Source organism: Microbacterium sp. SL62 (assembly GCF_026672635.1).
Taxonomy (GTDB): Bacteria; Actinomycetota; Actinomycetes; order Actinomycetales; family Microbacteriaceae; genus Microbacterium; species Microbacterium testaceum_A.
Map to the genome: position 1 here is coordinate 1,835,149 of NZ_JAPPRM010000001.1, position 18,616 is coordinate 1,853,764.

The 18,616-nt window shown below is 65.5% G+C and carries 9 protein-coding genes and 3 rRNA genes; 10 read left to right on the forward strand and 2 right to left on the reverse strand.

Annotation, left to right across the window (positions count from 1 at the left end; genetic code table 11):
* Positions 1 to 13: 13 nt before the first annotated feature.
* On the reverse strand, positions 14 to 1,144 hold the full coding sequence (locus OVA26_RS08775) for a hypothetical protein (protein ID WP_268103850.1): 1,131 nt from the start codon (positions 1,142 to 1,144) through the stop codon (positions 14 to 16).
* A gap of 65 nt (positions 1,145 to 1,209) precedes the next feature.
* On the opposite strand from OVA26_RS08775, the gene OVA26_RS08780 reads away from it, so the two are divergent.
* The gene (locus OVA26_RS08780) at positions 1,210 to 4,224 is read left to right on the forward strand and encodes a DEAD/DEAH box helicase family protein (protein ID WP_268103851.1); all 3,015 of its coding nucleotides are present in this window, start codon (positions 1,210 to 1,212) and stop codon (positions 4,222 to 4,224) included.
* A 4-nt stretch (positions 4,225 to 4,228) separates the two neighbouring features.
* Here the strand turns inward: OVA26_RS08780 and OVA26_RS08785 are convergent, their stop codons facing one another.
* On the reverse strand, positions 4,229 to 5,230 hold the full coding sequence (locus OVA26_RS08785) for a lytic transglycosylase domain-containing protein (protein ID WP_268103852.1): 1,002 nt from the start codon (positions 5,228 to 5,230) through the stop codon (positions 4,229 to 4,231).
* A 469-nt stretch (positions 5,231 to 5,699) separates the two neighbouring features.
* On the opposite strand from OVA26_RS08785, the gene rpsA reads away from it, so the two are divergent.
* The 9 genes from rpsA (at position 5,700) to OVA26_RS08830 (ending at position 18,528) form a co-directional block, all read left to right on the forward strand.
* Positions 5,700 to 7,154 (forward strand): 30S ribosomal protein S1, encoded by a 1,455-nt coding sequence (gene rpsA / locus OVA26_RS08790; RefSeq protein WP_056227982.1) that lies wholly within the window; start codon positions 5,700 to 5,702, stop codon positions 7,152 to 7,154.
* A gap of 136 nt (positions 7,155 to 7,290) precedes the next feature.
* Complete coding sequence (locus tag OVA26_RS08795) at positions 7,291 to 7,464, forward strand: hypothetical protein (protein ID WP_268103853.1); 174 nt, start codon at positions 7,291 to 7,293, stop codon at positions 7,462 to 7,464.
* Between the two features lie 586 nt (positions 7,465 to 8,050).
* Positions 8,051 to 9,572: ribosomal RNA gene (locus OVA26_RS08800) — 16S ribosomal RNA — on the forward strand.
* Positions 9,573 to 9,986: 414 nt separating this feature from the next.
* Positions 9,987 to 13,098, forward strand: a 23S ribosomal RNA gene (locus tag OVA26_RS08805).
* Positions 13,099 to 13,200: 102 nt separating this feature from the next.
* A 5S ribosomal RNA gene (gene rrf, locus OVA26_RS08810) occupies positions 13,201 to 13,317 on the forward strand.
* Together the 16S, 23S and 5S rRNA genes form the textbook arrangement of a ribosomal RNA operon.
* A 177-nt stretch (positions 13,318 to 13,494) precedes the next feature.
* The gene (locus OVA26_RS08815; RefSeq protein ID WP_268103854.1) at positions 13,495 to 14,709 is read left to right on the forward strand and encodes an MFS transporter; all 1,215 of its coding nucleotides are present in this window, start codon (positions 13,495 to 13,497) and stop codon (positions 14,707 to 14,709) included.
* A 155-nt stretch (positions 14,710 to 14,864) separates the two neighbouring features.
* Positions 14,865 to 17,126, forward strand: a complete 2,262-nt coding sequence (treS, locus tag OVA26_RS08820; protein WP_442786071.1) for a maltose alpha-D-glucosyltransferase — start codon at positions 14,865 to 14,867, stop codon at positions 17,124 to 17,126.
* A 34-nt stretch (positions 17,127 to 17,160) separates the two neighbouring features.
* Positions 17,161 to 17,712 carry a GIY-YIG nuclease family protein gene (locus OVA26_RS08825; RefSeq protein ID WP_268103856.1) on the forward strand — a complete coding sequence of 184 codons (552 nt, stop codon included), beginning with the start codon at positions 17,161 to 17,163 and terminating at the stop codon, positions 17,710 to 17,712.
* Between the two features lie 126 nt (positions 17,713 to 17,838).
* Positions 17,839 to 18,528: a hypothetical protein gene (locus OVA26_RS08830; RefSeq protein WP_268103857.1), complete on the forward strand. Its 690-nt coding sequence runs from the start codon at positions 17,839 to 17,841 to the stop codon at positions 18,526 to 18,528.
* The last annotated feature ends 88 nt before the right edge of the window (positions 18,529 to 18,616 follow it).

The window sequence follows — 18,616 nt, forward strand, 5'->3', positions numbered from 1 at the left end:
GCTGCCGCCCGGCTCAGCGCCCGTCGAACATGCCCAGAAGCGTGACGACGCCGAGGAACACCGGGATGCCGTAGACCGCCGTTCCGAGCATGAACGACGAGACCACGCGCACGTTCGCCCACCACCCGTGGCGGGGCGTCCCGGAGCGGAGCCGTCGCCCTTCCGGGCCCACCACGGGCGCGTCCGGGCGCCACGCCGTGACCCCCGACGAACCGCTCGCGAGACTCTCCGCGATCTCGAGGGCGACCTGGCCCGCGACCCTCTCGTCGGTGTATCGCAGGGAGCGCTGCCGCAGCCGGGGCGCGACGTGGGTGAGGATCGCGTCCACCTCCCGCCACAGCGCCCGGTCGTCCCACCGTCGCCGCTCGGCCCGGAAGAACACCGCGCGATCCTCGATGATCTCGACGTCGAATGCGCGGGCGTGATCGGCGAGGACCGCCATGACATCGGGGGTCAGGACGTAGAGCGCGTCGCGGGCGTATCCGCGTGGAGCGTAGGCGCGGAAGATCCGGTCGAAGTCGCCCTCCAGCGAGATCCGTTGTCGTTCGGCGAGGTTCTCGGGCAGCCCCGAGCGCACTCCGTCGTTCTCGACGGCGTCGAGGACCAGGTGGGGGAGCGGGGATGCCAGCGAGACGCAGACGTAGGAGCGCGGACGCGTCCGCGGCATCCGCAGTCGAACCGTCCCGAACTCGACCCCTTCGCCCACGAAGCGCGGGTACTCGCGCACGCCGGCGGAGTGAGCGGTGACGATGGCTGTGAAGGAGTCCCGCCACCATGCCTCCGCGCGGAACTCGTTCGCCCGCGCGGTGAGAGCGCGGCGAGCGCGGCGGAGCTGGACGGGCGTCGAGGCCTTCCGCGACCATCGCCACAGCGCGATGCTCGCGGCGGTCCAGACGATGGCGACGACCAGGGTGATGACCAGGGTGCGGACGTCGTCGGCCTGGAGCGTCCCGTCGCCCCGGATGTCGACGTCGAGTCCGGTGTTGAACACCACGATGAAAAGGGTCCAAACCTGGATCACGGCGTTCAGCCGCACGAGCAGGCGTCTGCGGGTCGGTACCCACGGCGGCGGTTCGTGCTCCGGCACGGTCGGCAGCTCCCGCCGCACGTCCTCGTCGGGGGCGTCGAGCCATCGAAGGTCCACGCGTCGTCCTCTCCGGCGGGTGTCGGTCCGCCTGCCCGCCGGGGGTCCCTCCCTAGACTGGCGCGGTGTCGACCGAATCACGCCGTCCCCTGTCGGCGTGGCGGTTCGACGGAACGCTCCGGGTCTATCAGCGCGCCGCGCTCGACCGTGTCGACGTCGACGCGGGGGAGCCGCTGCACCTCGTCGCCCCGCCGGGTGCCGGAAAGACCCTGCTCGGGCTCCTCCTCGCCGCACGCCGGGGAAGGCGCACGGTGGTCTTCGCGCCCACGACGGCGATCCGCGCGCAGTGGGTGGGCGCTGCCCGGGTGCTGGCGCACGATGACGCCGCCGTGTCGGACGACCCCGATCTCCCCGCCGACCTCACGGCCCTGACGTACCAGGCGATCAGCGTGGTCGACTCCAGCGAGCCCTTCGCGGCCCTGGCGCGCGCCCGCTGGGTCGACGAGCTGATCACCGACGATCGCACCCCCGACCAGGCCGAGCGATGGCTCGAGGCGCTCAGCGAGAGCAATGCCGCGGCGTACGGCCGTGGCATCCGCTCTCGGTCCCGCGCTCTTCGGCGCACTCTGGCGAGACAGGATGCCGCCGCTCTCACGGCCGCTCTGCACCCGCGATCGCGCGAGCTGCTGGAGCGCCTCGTCGAGGCGGGGGTCGAGACCATCGTCCTCGATGAGTGCCATCACCTCCTCGATCACTGGGCGCTCGTGGTCGCGGCGCTCGTCGCGCGGTTGCGCGCCGTGGGGCGGGAGCCGCTCGTGATCGGGCTCACGGCCACACTTCCCTCGCCCGACGACGCGAACGAGTACGAGAACTACGTCTCGCTGCTGGGCGAGGTCGATCTCGAGGTTCCCGTGCCGGCGGTCGTGCGCGAGGGGGACCTCGCGCCGTACCGCGACCTCGTCCACGTAGTCCAACCGACCGGCGAGGAGCGGGCGTTCCTCTCCGCGCACGCCGAGGCCCTCGCGGAGGCGCTTCGGACGACTTTCGCGGTGGGCGTCGGAAGGGAGTTCCTGCGCGCGGTGCTCCAGCCATCGACCCCTTCCGCCCCCGCGGATCCCCTCGAACCGCCCACCGAGGGCGTCTCGTCGCCCGTCCCGGTCCCTCCCGCGGGGAGGAGTGCGCCCGCGCGTCCGGGGCTCGAGCCCCCGCCGCCCGCCGCGGAGTCGTGCGACCCCGACGCCGCCGTCGATGCCGCTCTTTCGGCGGCGTTCGCCGTCGATTTCGCCGGTGCCGAGGCCGCTGCGGCGATGTTCTCCGTCGTCGCGCCCGACGATCCGCTCACCGCTCGTCTTCCCGCCGTGGCGCGACGGGCGCCCACGACCGAAGAGACGCTGCGCCTGCTGGGTCGATACGCCCTGGACCGGGTGCTCCCCGACCCCGCGCGCGCCGATGAGTGGCGCCGGCTGCGTCGCCTGCTCGCCGATTTCGGCTTCGCCCTGACCGACCGCGGGGTGCGGCGCACCCGCGATCCGATCGACACGGTCCTCGCGTCCTCCCTCTCGAAGGACAGGGGAGCGTGCGACATCCTCTCCCGCGAGCGCGACGAGATCGGCGACCGCCTCCGCGCCCTCGTCGTGACCGATTACGTCACTCACGGCAACGTCCACGGGGGACTCCTGGGCTCGGCCGGCGCCGTCCGCACGTTCTCGATCGTGGCGACGGATGCCGCTACCTCGGCGCTGCGCGCGATCCTCGTCACGTCCTCGACGGTGCGCGTCGCCGTCCGTCACGCGAAGACGCTGCTTCCGGCGCTCGCGCGCGAGCTCGGCGTCCCGGTGACGGGGGAGCCCTGCTCCGACGACGTGGCCGTCCTCGAGGTGCGGGGGACCACGGGGTCGGGGGTGGTCAGCGCCGTCTCCCGGCTGCTCGCCGACGGCTCGCTCGAGGTGGTCGTGGGCACGCGCGGTCTCTTCGGCGAAGGGTGGGACTGCCCGGCGGTGAACACCCTGATCGATCTCACCGCGGTGGCGACGGCGTCGGCGACGCAGCAGTTGCGGGGCCGTACGCTGCGGCGCGATCCGAGCTGGCCCGAGAAGGTCGCCCACAACTGGACGGTCTCGGCGCTGCTGCCGCCCGACTCGCCCCTCGACGCGCAACCGGATGCCGCCCGCCTCCGTCGCAAGCACGCCGGCCTGTGGGGACTCGACGCCGACCACCCGGAGCGCATCGTCCGCGGGCTGCCCGCGGCGCTGGGGCGCGACCGTCGTCGCGCGCTCGACGAGGTGCTCGAGAAGACCCCCGGCGCGTCGCTGGAGCGTGTCGACGCGCTGACCTCGGCTCCACCGCGGGACGAGACGCGATCCGCCTGGCGCATCGGCTCCCCGTACGACGACCGCGAGGAGCTCTTCGGGGTGGTCGAGCGCCCGGCCCGCACGCCGGTCTTCTCGACGTCGGTGATGGCCGAGCGTGCCCTCGGCGGGTGGCTCGGAGTATCGGCGGGAGCGCCGGCGGCGCTGATCGCACTGTCGTTCTTCCTGCCCCCGTTCGCGGGAGTCGCAGTGGGGGGAGCCAGCGCCCTGATCGGTGCCGTCATGGCCGTTCCCCTGTTCTCGGCGTGGCGGCGCACGCGTCGGCAGGCTCGGGACGCGGCGGCAACGCTGAGGAACATGGCGCATGTGGTCTGGACGGCGCTGTCCGAGAGTGGGCGCGTCCGGTCCCCGCTCGCCGTTGCGGTGTGGGAGGGAGAGCGGAGGGATGCCGACGCCACCCGCGCCGAGATCACGATGGCGCACGCGAGCCTCGCCGATCAGAAGACCTTCGGGATCGCGCTGGAGGAGCTGTGCGGCCCGATCCGGTCACCGCGTTTCGTGCTGGAGGTCGACCGCGGCGGAGGGTCGTGGTGGGTGCGCGCCGTCCTCGAGCGGGCGGGACGCTCCCGGTCCCGGCAGTTCCTCGCCGTGCCTTCCGAGATCGGTCGTCGTCGGGCGGACGCCGTCCGCTTCCACGGCGCGTGGCAGGTGCACGTGGGTCCGGCCGTCCTGCACGAGCTCAACGGACCCGAGAATCTCCCGCTGCTCGCAGAAGCGCGCCGCACCGGAGGATTCTCCGGAGCGGCGCGCTCGATGATGCGATGGAGCTGAGGGCTCAGTACCAGCCGGTCGACTGCGAGTGGCCCCACGCGCCGCACGGCGTGCCGTAGCGGCCCGAGATGTACCCGAGGCCCCACGACACCTGAGTGGCGGCGTTGGTCTGCCAGTCGGCACCGGCGGACGACATCTTGCTGCCGGGGAGCGCCTGCGGGATGCCGTAGGCGCCGCTGCCGGAGTTGTAGGCCTTGTAGTTCCAGCCCGACTCCTTGTTCCACAGCGACACGAGGCACGACATCTGGTCGTCGCCCCAGCCGCGGCTGGCGAGCATGTCGCGCGCGGCGGCCTGGGCACCGGCGGGGCTGTTGTCTCCCGAACCGCCTCCGGTCGGAATGGGGGCCGAAGACCCGCCACCGCCGGAGTTGGACGAGGACGACGACGACGACGAGGCCTGCTTCTCGGCGGCGGCCTTGTCGGCGGCGGCCTTCGCCGCGGCAGCAGCCTCTGCTTCCTGGCGCGCCTTCTCGGCCGCCTCTTCTTCGGCCTTCTTGGCCACGGCGGCGTCGAGACCGCCGCGCAACTCGGCCACGCGCTGGTCGACCGCGGCGGTGGCCGCGGCGACGTCGTGCGAGAGCGCGGGGAGGAACGTCTCGGGCAGCACCGAGGCCGCCTCGAGGCGGTCGGTGGCCTGCTGCAGCGCAGTCGTGTCGACCGTGGCGGGCTGGCCGATGTCGAGACCGGATGCCGCGATGTCGCTCTGCACGGTGGCGACGGCCTGGATCGAGGTCGACGCAGCGGTCTCCGCCGCGCGGGCCTCGGTCTTCTCGGGGCCGGGGGTGGCCGCGAGCACCGTGGGCGTGATCGAGGAGGCGAGCGAGAACGTCGCGGTCGACAGGTCGGCGGGGGAGGCGGTGGCGGCCGGCGCGGTGCCGGTGAGAGCCGCGGCCGCGACCACGCCGAGCACGAGCGCTCCCACTGTCGTCACGGGGCGACGACGAGTGCGGCGGGCGGCGAGGCGGCGGTCACGACGATTGGAAAAGGACGTCGAGTCAGAGCGCATAGAACCGGTTTCACGTGAGGGGAGGACGGTGCGGGTGTCACCGTCCGACCCGCGTCAGCGGGCACAAGACGGGGAGCCTGGCACGTGTTTCTGGACGCCACCTGGGCGGACCGCCTCAGAACGCCGGAACAAAACGGCCGATCCGAGGCGAATCGCGTGCACGCGCAAACGCCCTGTCCGGCCCGCTGTCTCCGTTCGCCCCGCGCGGTCGGCGTCAGCGTGTGACGGTTCGAGCGCGGGATGCGCGTCACCCGGGACTGCGCGACAGGCCTGGTGCGTTAGACTGAGGTGTCACACCTGGGTTCTGCCTATCTGGCGAGCCCGTGGCATCGCATGAACAATCCGCTTCGCTTCGACTCGTGGTTGGAGTTCGCCCTCGGGCGGCCCCAGCCCGACGGCCCCCGGTCTTCGGACCGACGGGTACAGGAGTCGGAGCCCGACACCACACCCAACTAGGACAACCCACTACATGACTACCGCAACGACCGCCCCGGCTACCAAGCAGGTCGCGATCAACGACATCGGCTCGGCCGAAGACTTCCTGGCCGCGGTCGAGAAGACGCTCAAGTTCTTCAACGATGGCGACCTCATCGAAGGCACCGTGGTGAAGATCGACCGCGACGAGGTCCTCCTCGACGTCGGTTACAAGACCGAGGGTGTCATCCCCTCCCGCGAGCTCTCGATCAAGCACGACGTCGACCCCAACGAGGTCGTCAACGTCGGCGACCACGTCGAGGCACTCGTTCTCCAGAAGGAGGACAAAGAAGGCCGCCTCATCCTGTCCAAGAAGCGCGCTCAGTACGAGCGTGCGTGGGGCGACGTCGAGAAGATCAAGGAGAACGACGGTGTTGTCACCGGTTCCGTGATCGAGGTCGTCAAGGGTGGTCTCATCGTCGACATCGGCCTCCGCGGCTTCCTCCCGGCCTCGCTCATCGAGCTGCGCCGGGTCCGCGACCTGACGCCGTACCTCGGCCAGGAGATCGAGGCCAAGATCCTCGAGCTCGACAAGAACCGCAACAACGTCGTGCTCTCGCGCCGCGCTCTGCTCGAGCAGACGCAGTCCGAGTCGCGCACCACGTTCCTCAACAACCTCCACAAGGGCCAGGTCCGCAAGGGCACGGTCTCGTCGATCGTCAATTTCGGTGCGTTCGTCGACCTGGGCGGCGTCGACGGTCTCGTCCACGTCTCCGAGCTCTCCTGGAAGCACATCGAGCACGCCTCTGAGGTCGTCGAGGTGGGCCAGGAGGTCACCGTCGAGATCCTCGAGGTCGACCTCGACCGCGAGCGCGTGTCGCTCTCGCTCAAGGCGACGCAGGAAGACCCGTGGCAGGTGTTCGCCCGTACCCACGCGATCGGTCAGATCGCTCCGGGCAAGGTCACCAAGCTCGTTCCCTTCGGTGCGTTCGTCCGCGTGGCCGACGGCATCGAGGGTCTCGTGCACATCTCGGAGCTGTCGGGCAAGCACGTCGAGCTCGCCGAGCAGGTCGTGTCGGTTGGCGAAGAGGTCTTCGTCAAGATCATCGACATCGACCTCGAGCGTCGCCGCATCTCGCTGTCGCTCAAGCAGGCCAACGAGTCGGTCGACCCCAACGGCACCGAGTTCGACCCGGCGCTGTACGGCATGGCCACCGAGTACGACGAGCGTGGCGAGTACAAGTACCCCGAGGGCTTCGACCCCGAGTCGGGTGCGTGGCTCGAGGGCTTCGACACTCAGCGCGAGGCCTGGGAGCAGGAGTACGCCGCTGCTCAGGGTCGCTGGGAAGCCCACAAGGCTGCCGTCGCCAAGGCCCTCGAGGCCGAGGCCGCCAACCCGACGGACGCCGGTTCGTTCGGTGGATCGTTCTCGTCCGAGACGCCCGCCCAGGGCACCCTCGCCGACGACGAGTCGCTGGCTGCGCTTCGCGAGAAGCTCTCCGGTCGCTGATCCGTCCCGCATCGAAGGCCGGTACCTCCTCGGAGGTGCCGGCCTTCGGTCGTTCCCTCCTCGGAGGTGCCGGCCTTCGGTCGTTCCCGGGCGCAAGCCCTGGTGGGCGGGTGGGGGAGCAGGGCAGGATGAAGACATGGCTTCTCGACTTCCTCTTCTGATCACCCTTGCCGGCGTGGCCGTGCTGTTCCTGTCGATCGCGTTCGTCTTCGCTTTGGTCATCGGAGCGATGTTCTTCGGCGGGCTCGAGTTCACCGGGGGACACACGGATGCCATGACCTCCCCGTCGACATGGACACTCGTCGCCTGACGGCCACATCGTTCCCGTCCCTCGGCCCGGGCGACCTCGAAGGTCGCGCCGGGCCGTCGACGTTTCCGCAGGATTCCGCGGCCGCGGTCAAGCGACACGCCCGAGATGTGCCTGGATTCGACGGGTCGATCGTTCCCGCGTAACTTATTACTTGTTCGCCCCACAGGGGAGAGCGGAGAGGCCGGAAGGCCCCGCATCGTCTCAAGTGGCGGACCACCCATAACCTCCTCCGAATGGTGTATGGTTTTGGTTTGGTCGTTCGGCCGGTTCCCGAGGTTGATCTTTTTGAGATCCCAGTGAGGTTCCGTGTGCTGGCGGCTGTCAATTGAAGTGAACTGCCTCACGGGTAGGTCGAGAGATCGTTTCTGTGGGTGCGTCCGTTCCTTGAGAACTCAACAGCGTGCACTTGTCAAATGCCAATTTATTCCTCGTCGGTCTGACTTTTGTTGGATTGCGAGAAATTCCTTTGGATCAAAGTCCAACCCTTTCGGGGGTTGGCGTGAAATTCGTCAGTAATGATGTTTTTCTTTGGTCAGTTTCAAACTCGCTGCGGCCCCGTTTTCCCGGTGGTTGTATGCATTTCTTTTTTACGGAGAGTTTGATCCTGGCTCAGGATGAACGCTGGCGGCGTGCTTAACACATGCAAGTCGAACGGTGAAGCCAAGCTTGCTTGGTGGATCAGTGGCGAACGGGTGAGTAACACGTGAGCAACCTGCCCTGGACTCTGGGATAAGCGCTGGAAACGGCGTCTAATACTGGATATGAGACGTGATCGCATGGTCGTGTTTGGAAAGATTTTTCGGTCTGGGATGGGCTCGCGGCCTATCAGCTTGTTGGTGAGGTAATGGCTCACCAAGGCGTCGACGGGTAGCCGGCCTGAGAGGGTGACCGGCCACACTGGGACTGAGACACGGCCCAGACTCCTACGGGAGGCAGCAGTGGGGAATATTGCACAATGGGCGGAAGCCTGATGCAGCAACGCCGCGTGAGGGATGACGGCCTTCGGGTTGTAAACCTCTTTTAGCAGGGAAGAAGCGAAAGTGACGGTACCTGCAGAAAAAGCGCCGGCTAACTACGTGCCAGCAGCCGCGGTAATACGTAGGGCGCAAGCGTTATCCGGAATTATTGGGCGTAAAGAGCTCGTAGGCGGTTTGTCGCGTCTGCTGTGAAATCCCGAGGCTCAACCTCGGGCCTGCAGTGGGTACGGGCAGACTAGAGTGCGGTAGGGGAGATTGGAATTCCTGGTGTAGCGGTGGAATGCGCAGATATCAGGAGGAACACCGATGGCGAAGGCAGATCTCTGGGCCGTAACTGACGCTGAGGAGCGAAAGGGTGGGGAGCAAACAGGCTTAGATACCCTGGTAGTCCACCCCGTAAACGTTGGGAACTAGTTGTGGGGACCATTCCACGGTTTCCGTGACGCAGCTAACGCATTAAGTTCCCCGCCTGGGGAGTACGGCCGCAAGGCTAAAACTCAAAGGAATTGACGGGGACCCGCACAAGCGGCGGAGCATGCGGATTAATTCGATGCAACGCGAAGAACCTTACCAAGGCTTGACATATACGAGAACGGGCCAGAAATGGTCAACTCTTTGGACACTCGTAAACAGGTGGTGCATGGTTGTCGTCAGCTCGTGTCGTGAGATGTTGGGTTAAGTCCCGCAACGAGCGCAACCCTCGTTCTATGTTGCCAGCACGTAATGGTGGGAACTCATGGGATACTGCCGGGGTCAACTCGGAGGAAGGTGGGGATGACGTCAAATCATCATGCCCCTTATGTCTTGGGCTTCACGCATGCTACAATGGCCGGTACAAAGGGCTGCAATACCGTGAGGTGGAGCGAATCCCAAAAAGCCGGTCCCAGTTCGGATTGAGGTCTGCAACTCGACCTCATGAAGTCGGAGTCGCTAGTAATCGCAGATCAGCAACGCTGCGGTGAATACGTTCCCGGGTCTTGTACACACCGCCCGTCAAGTCATGAAAGTCGGTAACACCTGAAGCCGGTGGCCCAACCCTTGTGGAGGGAGCCGTCGAAGGTGGGATCGGTAATTAGGACTAAGTCGTAACAAGGTAGCCGTACCGGAAGGTGCGGCTGGATCACCTCCTTTCTAAGGAGCATCTGACGCCCTGTAATGGGGTTGTTCAGGCGCCGGATCAGACCGAATGTGTCTGCCGGTTAGCTCATGGGTGGAACATTTGACTTGGTGTCGGGGACGAGGTTCTCGGGTTTAGTACGTGGCTTGCCACTGGAACGATCTGGTTCGGAGTTGTCGATACATGCACGCTGTTGGGTCCTGAGGGGCCGGGCGCTGATCGCGTCAGTCGTATGGCTGGTGGTGGTTGGTGGCTGTTCCTCGAGGGCCTGCTTCGGTACCGGTGTTCCGGTGGCTGGGGTGGGTACCGCCCGTACTTTGAGAACTACACAGTGGACGCGAGCATCTTCGACATGAGCCTTTTGGTTTGTGTCGTGAAGATGATCTTAAAGATCATTAGTCAATTTTTTGACGATTCAACTCATGTGATTTCAAGTCTTTAAGAGCAAACGGTGGATGCCTTGGCATCTGGAGCCGAAGAAGGACGTAGCAATCTGCGATAAGCCTCGGGGAACTGATAAGCGAGTTTTGATCCGAGGGTGTCCGAATGGGGAAACCCCGCCAGGGCGCGTGCGTACCTGGTGACTCCCGCCTGAATATATAGGGCGGGTAGAGGGAACGTGGGGAAGTGAAACATCTCAGTACCCACAGGAAGAGAAAGCAAAAGCGATTCCGTAAGTAGTGGCGAGCGAAACCGGAAGAGGCTAAACCTAGCGTGTGTGATAGCCGGCAGGCGTTGCATGTTGGGGGTTGTGGGACTTTTCTGATTGTTCTGCCGAATGATCGACGTGACAAGAGGGTATAGACGAACGGTTTTGAATGGCCGGTCATAGAGGGTGCGAACCCCGTAGTCGAAATGCCTGTTCTTGGCGTGAAGAGTATCCCAAGTAGCACGGGGCCCGAGAAATCCCGTGTGAATCTGTCAGGACCACCTGATAAGCCTAAATACTCCCAGGTGACCGATAGCGGACAAGTACCGTGAGGGAAAGGTGAAAAGTACCCCGGGAGGGGAGTGAAATAGTACCTGAAACCGTTTGCTTACAAACCGTTGGAGCCTCCTTAGTAGGGGTGACAGCGTGCCTTTTGAAGAATGAGCCTGCGAGTTAGCGATACGTGGCGAGGTTAACCCGAGTGGGGTAGCCGTAGCGAAAGCGAGTCTGAATAGGGCGATTCAGTCGCGTGTCCTAGACCCGAAGCGAAGTGATCTATCCATGGCCAGGTTGAAGCGACGGTAAGACGTCGTGGAGGACCGAACCCACTTAGGTTGAAAACTGAGGGGATGAGCTGTGGATAGGGGTGAAAGGCCAATCAAACTTCGTGATAGCTGGTTCTCTCCGAAATGCATTTAGGTGCAGCGTTGCGTGTTTCTTGCCGGAGGTAGAGCTACTGGATGGCCGATGGGCCCTACAAGGTTACTGACGTCAGCCAAACTCCGAATGCCGGTAAGTGAGAGCGCAGCAGTGAGACTGTGGGGGATAAGCTTCATAGTCGAGAGGGAAACAACCCAGACCACCAACTAAGGTCCCTAAGCGCGTGCTAAGTGGGAAAGGATGTGGAGTTGCTTTGACAACCAGGAGGTTGGCTTAGAAGCAGCCACCCTTGAAAGAGTGCGTAATAGCTCACTGGTCAAGTGATTCCGCGCCGACAATGTAACGGGGCTCAAGCACGCCACCGAAGTTGTGGCATTGACATTTTTGGTAGGCCTTCGTGGTCCAGCCGTGTTGATGGGTAGGAGAGCGTCGTGTGGCGAGTGAAGCGGCGGGGTGACCCAGCCGTGGACGCTACACGAGTGAGAATGCAGGCATGAGTAGCGAAAGACGTGTGAGAAACACGTCCTCCGAAAGACCAAGGGTTCCAGGGTCAAGCTAATCTTCCCTGGGTAAGTCGGGACCTAAGGCGAGGCCGACAGGCGTAGTCGATGGACAACGGGTTGATATTCCCGTACCGGCGAAGAACCGCCCAAGCTAATCCAGTGGTGCTAAGAGTCCTAGCTCGGAATGTTGTTGATCCCTTCGGGGTGAGACGCGTCCGTGTGAACGCTCGACCCCATGCTGGTGCGGCTAGCGTATTAACAGGTGTGACGCAGGAAGGTAGCCCAAGCCAGGCGATGGTAGTCCTGGTGCAAGTGCGTAGGCCGAGTGATAGGCAAATCCGTCACTCATACAGGCTGAGACACGATGCGGATAAAAAGTGGGTGATCCTATGCTGCCGAGAAAAGCATCGACGCGAGGTTCTAGCCGCCCGTACCCCAAACCGACTCAGGTGGTCAGGTAGAGAATACCAAGGAGATCGAGAGAATCGTGGTTAAGGAACTCGGCAAAATGCCCCCGTAACTTCGGGAGAAGGGGGGCCATCCACTTATTAGGACTTGCTCCGAAAGGGTGTGGTGGCCGCAGAGACTAGTGGGTAGCGACTGTTTACTAAAAACACAGGTCCGTGCCAAGTCGCAAGACGATGTATACGGACTGACGCCTGCCCGGTGCTGGAAGGTTAAGAGGACCGGTTAGCCGCAAGGCGAAGCTGAGAATTTAAGCCCCAGTAAACGGCGGTGGTAACTATAACCATCCTAAGGTAGCGAAATTCCTTGTCGGGTAAGTTCCGACCTGCACGAATGGCGTAACGACTTCCCAACTGTCTCAACCGCGAACTCGGCGAAATTGCATTACGAGTAAAGATGCTCGTTACGCGCAGCAGGACGGAAAGACCCCGTGACCTTTACTACAGCTTGGTATTGGTGTTCGGTGTGGCTTGTGTAGGATAGGTGGGAGACGGTGAAGCATTCACGCCAGTGAGTGTGGAGTCATTGTTGAAATACCACTCTGGTCACTCTGGATATCTAACTTAGGACCGTGATCCGGTTCAGGGACAGTGCCTGGTGGGTAGTTTAACTGGGGCGGTTGCCTCCCAAAATGTAACGGAGGCGCCCAAAGGTTCCCTCAACCTGGTTGGCAATCAGGTGGCGAGTGTAAGTGCACAAGGGAGCTTGACTGTGAGACTGACAGGTCGAGCAGGGACGAAAGTCGGGACTAGTGATCCGGCAGTGGCTTGTGGAAGCGCTGTCGCTCAACGGATAAAAGGTACCTCGGGGATAACAGGCTGATCTTGCCCAAGAGTCCATATCGACGGCATGGTTTGGCACCTCGATGTCGGCTCGTCGCATCCTGGGGCTGGAGTAGGTCCCAAGGGTTGGGCTGTTCGCCCATTAAAGCGGTACGCGAGCTGGGTTTAGAACGTCGTGAGACAGTTCGGTCCCTATCCGCTGCGCGCGTAGGAAGTTTGAGAGGATCTGACCCTAGTACGAGAGGACCGGGTTGGACGAACCTCTGGTGTGTCAGTTGTTCCGCCAGGAGCACCGCTGATTAGCTACGTTCGGGATGGATAACCGCTGAAAGCATCTAAGCGGGAAGCCGGCCTCAAGATGAGACTTCCATACCATTTATGGTGAGAGGCTCCCAGCCAGACTACTGGGTTGATAGGCCGGATGTGGAAGCGTAGTAATACGTGAAGCTGACCGGTACTAATAAGCCGATGACTTGATAACACACCTGTTTTTGGTGCTTGCGTCCACTGAGTGGTTCTCGATGTACGGTCGGGAACTCAACAATGATCATGTCGTTGTTGGTTTTTGAAACATCAATAGTGTTTCGGCGGCCATAGCGAGAGGGAAACGCCCGGTTACATTCCGAACCCGGAAGCTAAGCCTCTCAGCGCCGATGGTACTGCAGGGGGGACCCTGTGGGAGAGTAGGACACCGCCGGACTTCTTTTAGTCGAAATGGCCACCCAATGTTGGGTGGCCATTTCGCATTTACGGGCACAATTCCCGGGTGATACGACCCCGGGGTTTCAGCGCCGGTGCACACACCCACCCAGAAATGGGGGGTGTGGGCACCGGCGCTTCGTCATACCCCGGGCCACTGGTCGATAGGCTCGAGGGTGTGAGCGAGTTCTCGGGCCATCTCCCCGGGAGTCGCGACTACCGTCGCCTGCTGATCGGACTCTTCTTCGGCGGCGTCGCGACCTTCGCGCAGCTGTACGCGACACAGGCCGTCCTCCCGGCGATCGCCGTCGATCTCGCGTCGGGCCCGGCAGGGGCGGCCCTGACCGTCTCGGCATCCACTTTGGGCCTGGCGGTGGCGGTCATCCCCTGGTCGCTGGTGGCCGATCGCATCGGTCGCGTGCCCGCCATGGCCATCGGCCTGATCGCGGCGACTCTTCTCGGGGCTGTCACGCCCTTCGCGGACGACCTCGGTGTGCTGTTGACGCTGCGACTTCTCGAGGGGGCTGCGCTCGGTGCCGTTCCGGCGGTCGCCCTCGCGTACCTGAGCGAGGAGGTGTCGCCCCGATTCGTGGCGGCGGCCGCCGGCTCCTACATCGCGGGGACGACCGTGGGCGGTCTTTCCGGACGCGTGGCCTCGGGCTGGATCGCCGAACTGGCCGGCTGGCGGTGGGGGGTGGCATCCGTGGTCCTTCTCTGCGTGGTCGCGGCGGTGGTGTTCCTGTGGCTCGTACCGGCGGCCAGGGGGTTCGTTCCCGGCCGGTCCCGGACGGTGAGGGGACCGTCGGTGAGGCGGCGTCTGGCGCTCAACTTGCGTTCTCCGGTGCAGATAGCGCTGTACGCGCAAGCGTTCCTGCTGATGGGTGCCTTCGTCGCGGTCTACAACTATCTGGGCTTTCACGTGGCGGCCCCGCCGTTCGCTCTGCCGCCGGCGATCGTGACGCTGTTGTTCCTCGCGTACCTCGCCGGGACGGTCTCGTCTCCGCGGGCGGGCGCTCTGGCCGTGCGGTACGGCAGGCTCCCCCTCCTGCTCGGCAGCACCGGACTCATGGCGGCGGGCGTGATCGTGATGTTCCTGCCGTTCATCGCCGCGGTCATCGTGGGGCTGCTCGCTTTCACCGCCGGCTTCTTCGGAGCGCACGCGGTGGCCTCGGGCTGGACACCCGTTGCCGCCGATCCCGAGGCCCGCGCGCAGGCGTCGTCGCTGTACTACCTCGGGTACTACGCGGGCTCGAGCCTGTTCGGATGGGTGCTGGGACTGGTCTTCTCCTCCGTCGGGTGGGGGGTGTTCCTCGCCGCGGTGCTCGGGATGTGCCTGCTCGCGCTGGTGATCGCCTGGTCGGCCCTGCGCGGGGCCCCGTCGCGTCCGCGGTGAGCCCCGAGGAAGGCGCGCACGACGGATCTGTCGACACCCGGCGGGTCGAGGTCAATGCCCGAGGTCGATGTCAGTGGAAGCGACTAGCGTCGGATATGACGTGAGGGAGGTCGGGAGTGGACGACGCCGATGAGCGCGCTGTGGTGGACGACGAGATGGTCGATGCCGGTCGGAACGACGCGGATGACATCGATGCCGAAGAGGCGGTCGAGACGACGACCGAGATCAGTTACGACGAGCAGCGCTATCCGGCGCGACCCCGTCGGCTGCGTCCCCGCGACCAGTTCCGCGGTGGCACTCTCCGTCGATTCCTCACCGATCCCCGCAACGCCAACGGCGGCAATCCCTCCTATGTGGAGTGGCTCGTCCGTCAGTCGATGCTCAAAGACGCCGATGTCCTGAGCCGGCAGTTGTCCGGTCAGCCCTCGATGTGGCGTAATCCCTACGCGCGTCCGGACGCGCGCCGGGCCATCGAATCGACCGACGTCTGGTTCACGGCCTATCCGATCTCGCTCATCACCCGCCCGGGGGAGTCGTTCCTCGAGGCGCTCGGCGATGAGGCGCTGTGGGAGGCCTTCGAGTGGGTGGGGATCAACGGCATCCACACCGGTCCCGTCAAGAGGGCCGGAGGTATCACCGGCTGGCAGGAGACCCCCAGCGTCGACGGTCACTTCGATCGCATCAGCACGCAGATCGACCCCGAATTCGGTGACGAGAACGCCTTCCGCCGCGTCGCCGACGTGGCGGAGTCGCACGGCGGCAGCGTCATCGACGACATCGTTCCCGGTCACACGGGTAAAGGCGCGGATTTCCGGCTCGCCGAGATGGCGTACAAGGACTACCCGGGCATCTACCACATGGTCGAGATCCCCCGTGAGGACTGGGACCTGCTTCCCGAGGTGCCCGCCGGGCGCGACTCGGTGAACCTCGATGCCGAAACCGAGCGCGAGCTCAGCGCACGCGGCTACATCATCGGCGAACTTCAGCGCGTCATCTTCTACACCCCGGGGGTGAAAGAGACGAACTGGAGCACGACCGCTCCGGTCGTCGGCACGGACGGTCTCGAGCGACGCTGGGTGTACCTCCACTACTTCAAGGAGGGGCAGCCGTCGATCAACTGGCTCGACCCCACCTTCGCAGGGATGCGGCTCGTGATCGGAGATGCCCTGCACTCCCTCGGCGATCTCGGGACGAGCGCGCTACGACTCGACGCGAACGGCTTCCTCGGTGTGGAGAAGAGCGCAGAGGGCCTGCCTGCGTGGTCGGAGGGGCACCCGCTGTCGCACGCGGCCAACCACATCATCGCCGGGATGGTCCGAAAGGTCGGCGGGTTCACGTTCCAGGAGCTGAACCTCACGATGGAGGACATCCGCGACACGAGCGCGGTCGGCGCCGACCTGTCGTACGACTTCGTCACGCGGCCCGGGTATCACCACGCCCTCGCCACGGCGAACACGGAGTTCCTGAGGCTCGCGCTCACGACGGCGCTCGAGACCGGCGTCGAGCCCGTGCAGCTCGTTCACGGCATGCAGAATCACGACGAGCTGACCTACGAGCTCGTGCACTGGGCCACGACCCACCGCGACACCGTCTACCCCTTCCGGCACGAGGAGCACACCGGGGGAGAGATCGCCGAGATGGTGCGCGCCGAGCTCACCGAGAAGCTCACCGTCGAAGCCGACTACAACCTCGTCTTCACGCAGAACGGGATCGCCTGCACCTCGGCATCCCTCATCGCTGCGACGCAGGGCAAGGCGACGCTCGACGAGATCACCGACGCAGACATCCCGGCCATCCGCGATGCCCACCTGCTGCTCGCGAAGTACAACTCCTGGCAGCCGGGAGTCTTCGCCCTCTCGGGCTGGGACCTCACGGGTTCGCTCACGCTTCCGGCGGATGACGTGCGCCATCTCATCTCGACCGGCGACACGCGCTGGATCGAGCGGGGAGCGCACGACCTGCTCGACGTGGCCCCCGACGCGGCGTCGTCGATGTCGGGCGTGCCGCGCGCGCGCTCGCTCTACGGCTCGCTGGGTCGGCAGCAGGAAGACCCCGAATCCTTCCTGTCGGGGCTGAAAGAGATCCTGCGGATCCGCAGCGATCACGGCATCGCCATCGCCTCGCAGGTCGACATCCCGCAGGTCGGGCATCCGAGCATGCTCGTCATGGTCCATCGTCTCGATGGGGGCGACCGACGGGACGAGTCGGCGCCCCTGCAGATCACGGTGCTGAACTTCTCGGGTGAGACGATCGAGGGAACGGTCCGGTCGGAGTGGCTGGTGCCGCAGAGCATCGCGATCGACGCGGCGACCGGCGAGGCCGTGGGCCGAGTGGACGAGCTGCAGAGCTTTTCTCTCGAGCTCGGGCCGTACGCCGGTCTGTTCCTCGTGCTGGAGGCGCCGGCCGCCGACGACTGACGGCGATGTCGGGCGTCGGGCGTAGCGTGAGCGTATGTCCGCCCCCGACTGCCTCGTGCCCGATTGCCGTCGAGCGGCCGATCCCTCCGCCCCGGTGGCGCTCTGCACCTGGCACCTGGGCGTGAGCGCGGACTGGGCTGCCGGGCACGACGGCGTGACCGACGTGCTTCCGGTGCCCTGCCGATTGTGCGGGTCGCGGCTGGGCGTGCGGTGGCCGAGCGGGTGGCTCTGCGCGGTGTGCGAGTGGCGGCACGGCGACCCCGTCGACGGTGAGCTCCCGCCGCCGCGCGTCGACGTCGTCTACTACCTGCGGTTCGACGATCGCATCAAGATCGGTACCACGGCGAGCCCCCGCCAGCGGCTGGCCGCGATCTGGCACGACGAGCTCCTCGCCCTCGAGCCGGGGGACAGGCTCGTCGAGCGGCGTCGACACGCGCAGTTCGACGAGGAGCGATTCGGCAGGACCGAGTGGTTCCGCCGCAGCCCCGCGCTCGACGCGCACGTGGCCGAGCTCGCGGCGGGCGTCGACGACCCCTGGGCGTTGTACGCCCGGTGGACGAGCGCGGCGATCGCGCGCCGGGGCTGACGGCTGTCGCATGCTCCGTGCGCTCCGCCTGCCCGGCTGCCACGAGTGCTCCGCCGTCCACAAGCCTCAGGGCGCTCCGAGGTGAGCGGTCTACGGTGCGAGACACACGATCAGAGAGGCGCACCCATGGGCTTGTTCGACAGACTGTTCGGCTCCGGCGACGACGCCTCGCGACGAGCCCCCGAGACCCCGGTGCCCCACGGTTCGGCGAGCGGCTCTCGTGACGCCGAGGGGCGGTACGCCCCTCCGCCCGCGCAGCAGCAGGTGCCGGCCGCCGCATCCGGGTCCGACGAGGACCGCCAGGCGATCGAGCGCTACCGCTACCTCCTGCGGACGGCGCCTCCCGAGACAGTCGAACAGGTGCACGCCGAAGCCTTCGGCCGACTGACCCCGGCCCAGCGTCAACAGGTGCTCGCCGAGATGTCGGCCGGGTTGGCACCCGCCGAGCGTCCGGCAAGCGACGATCCGGCGTCGTTGGCCCGCGCCGCCACCCGCGCCGAGTACTCGCAGCCCGGTTTCATGGAGCGCACCTTCGGCGGGCGCGGTTTCTCGAACGGGCCGGGTTTCGGGTCGATGCTCGGAGCCTCGATGCTCGGGACGATCGGGGGGTACGTCGTCGGTTCCGCTCTCGTCGGGGCGATGTTCGACCCCGGATACGACGCGGGATACGCCGACGGCGCGGCAGCGGACGCCCAGGCCGACGCGGATGCCGCCGGCGTCGCGGACGCGTCGGGGACGGACGAGGGCGCGGCCGATTTCGGCGGTGACTTCGGCGGGGACCTCGGGGCAGATTTCGGCGGCGACTTCGGGTTCTGACCCTTTCGCCGGAGCCGTCACGACCCCCTGACCGGCGTGCCGGAGCACACCGCCCTGGTCGCGCACTCGGAAAACGCTATGGTCGAGG

What these genes read in the sequence shown, in the direction of transcription:
- rpsA (WP_056227982.1), top strand. Translation starts at nt 5,700, where the DNA reads ATGACTACCGCAACGACCGCCCCGGCTACCAAGCAGGTCGCGATCAAC.
- OVA26_RS08830 (WP_268103857.1), top strand. Translation starts at nt 17,839, where the DNA reads ATGGGCTTGTTCGACAGACTGTTCGGCTCCGGCGACGACGCCTCGCGA.
- OVA26_RS08825 (WP_268103856.1), top strand. Translation starts at nt 17,161, where the DNA reads ATGTCCGCCCCCGACTGCCTCGTGCCCGATTGCCGTCGAGCGGCCGAT.
- OVA26_RS08785 (WP_268103852.1), bottom strand. Translation starts at nt 5,230, where the DNA reads ATGCGCTCTGACTCGACGTCCTTTTCCAATCGTCGTGACCGCCGCCTC.
- treS (WP_442786071.1), top strand. Translation starts at nt 14,865, where the DNA reads ATGGTCGATGCCGGTCGGAACGACGCGGATGACATCGATGCCGAAGAG.
- OVA26_RS08795 (WP_268103853.1), top strand. Translation starts at nt 7,291, where the DNA reads ATGGCTTCTCGACTTCCTCTTCTGATCACCCTTGCCGGCGTGGCCGTG.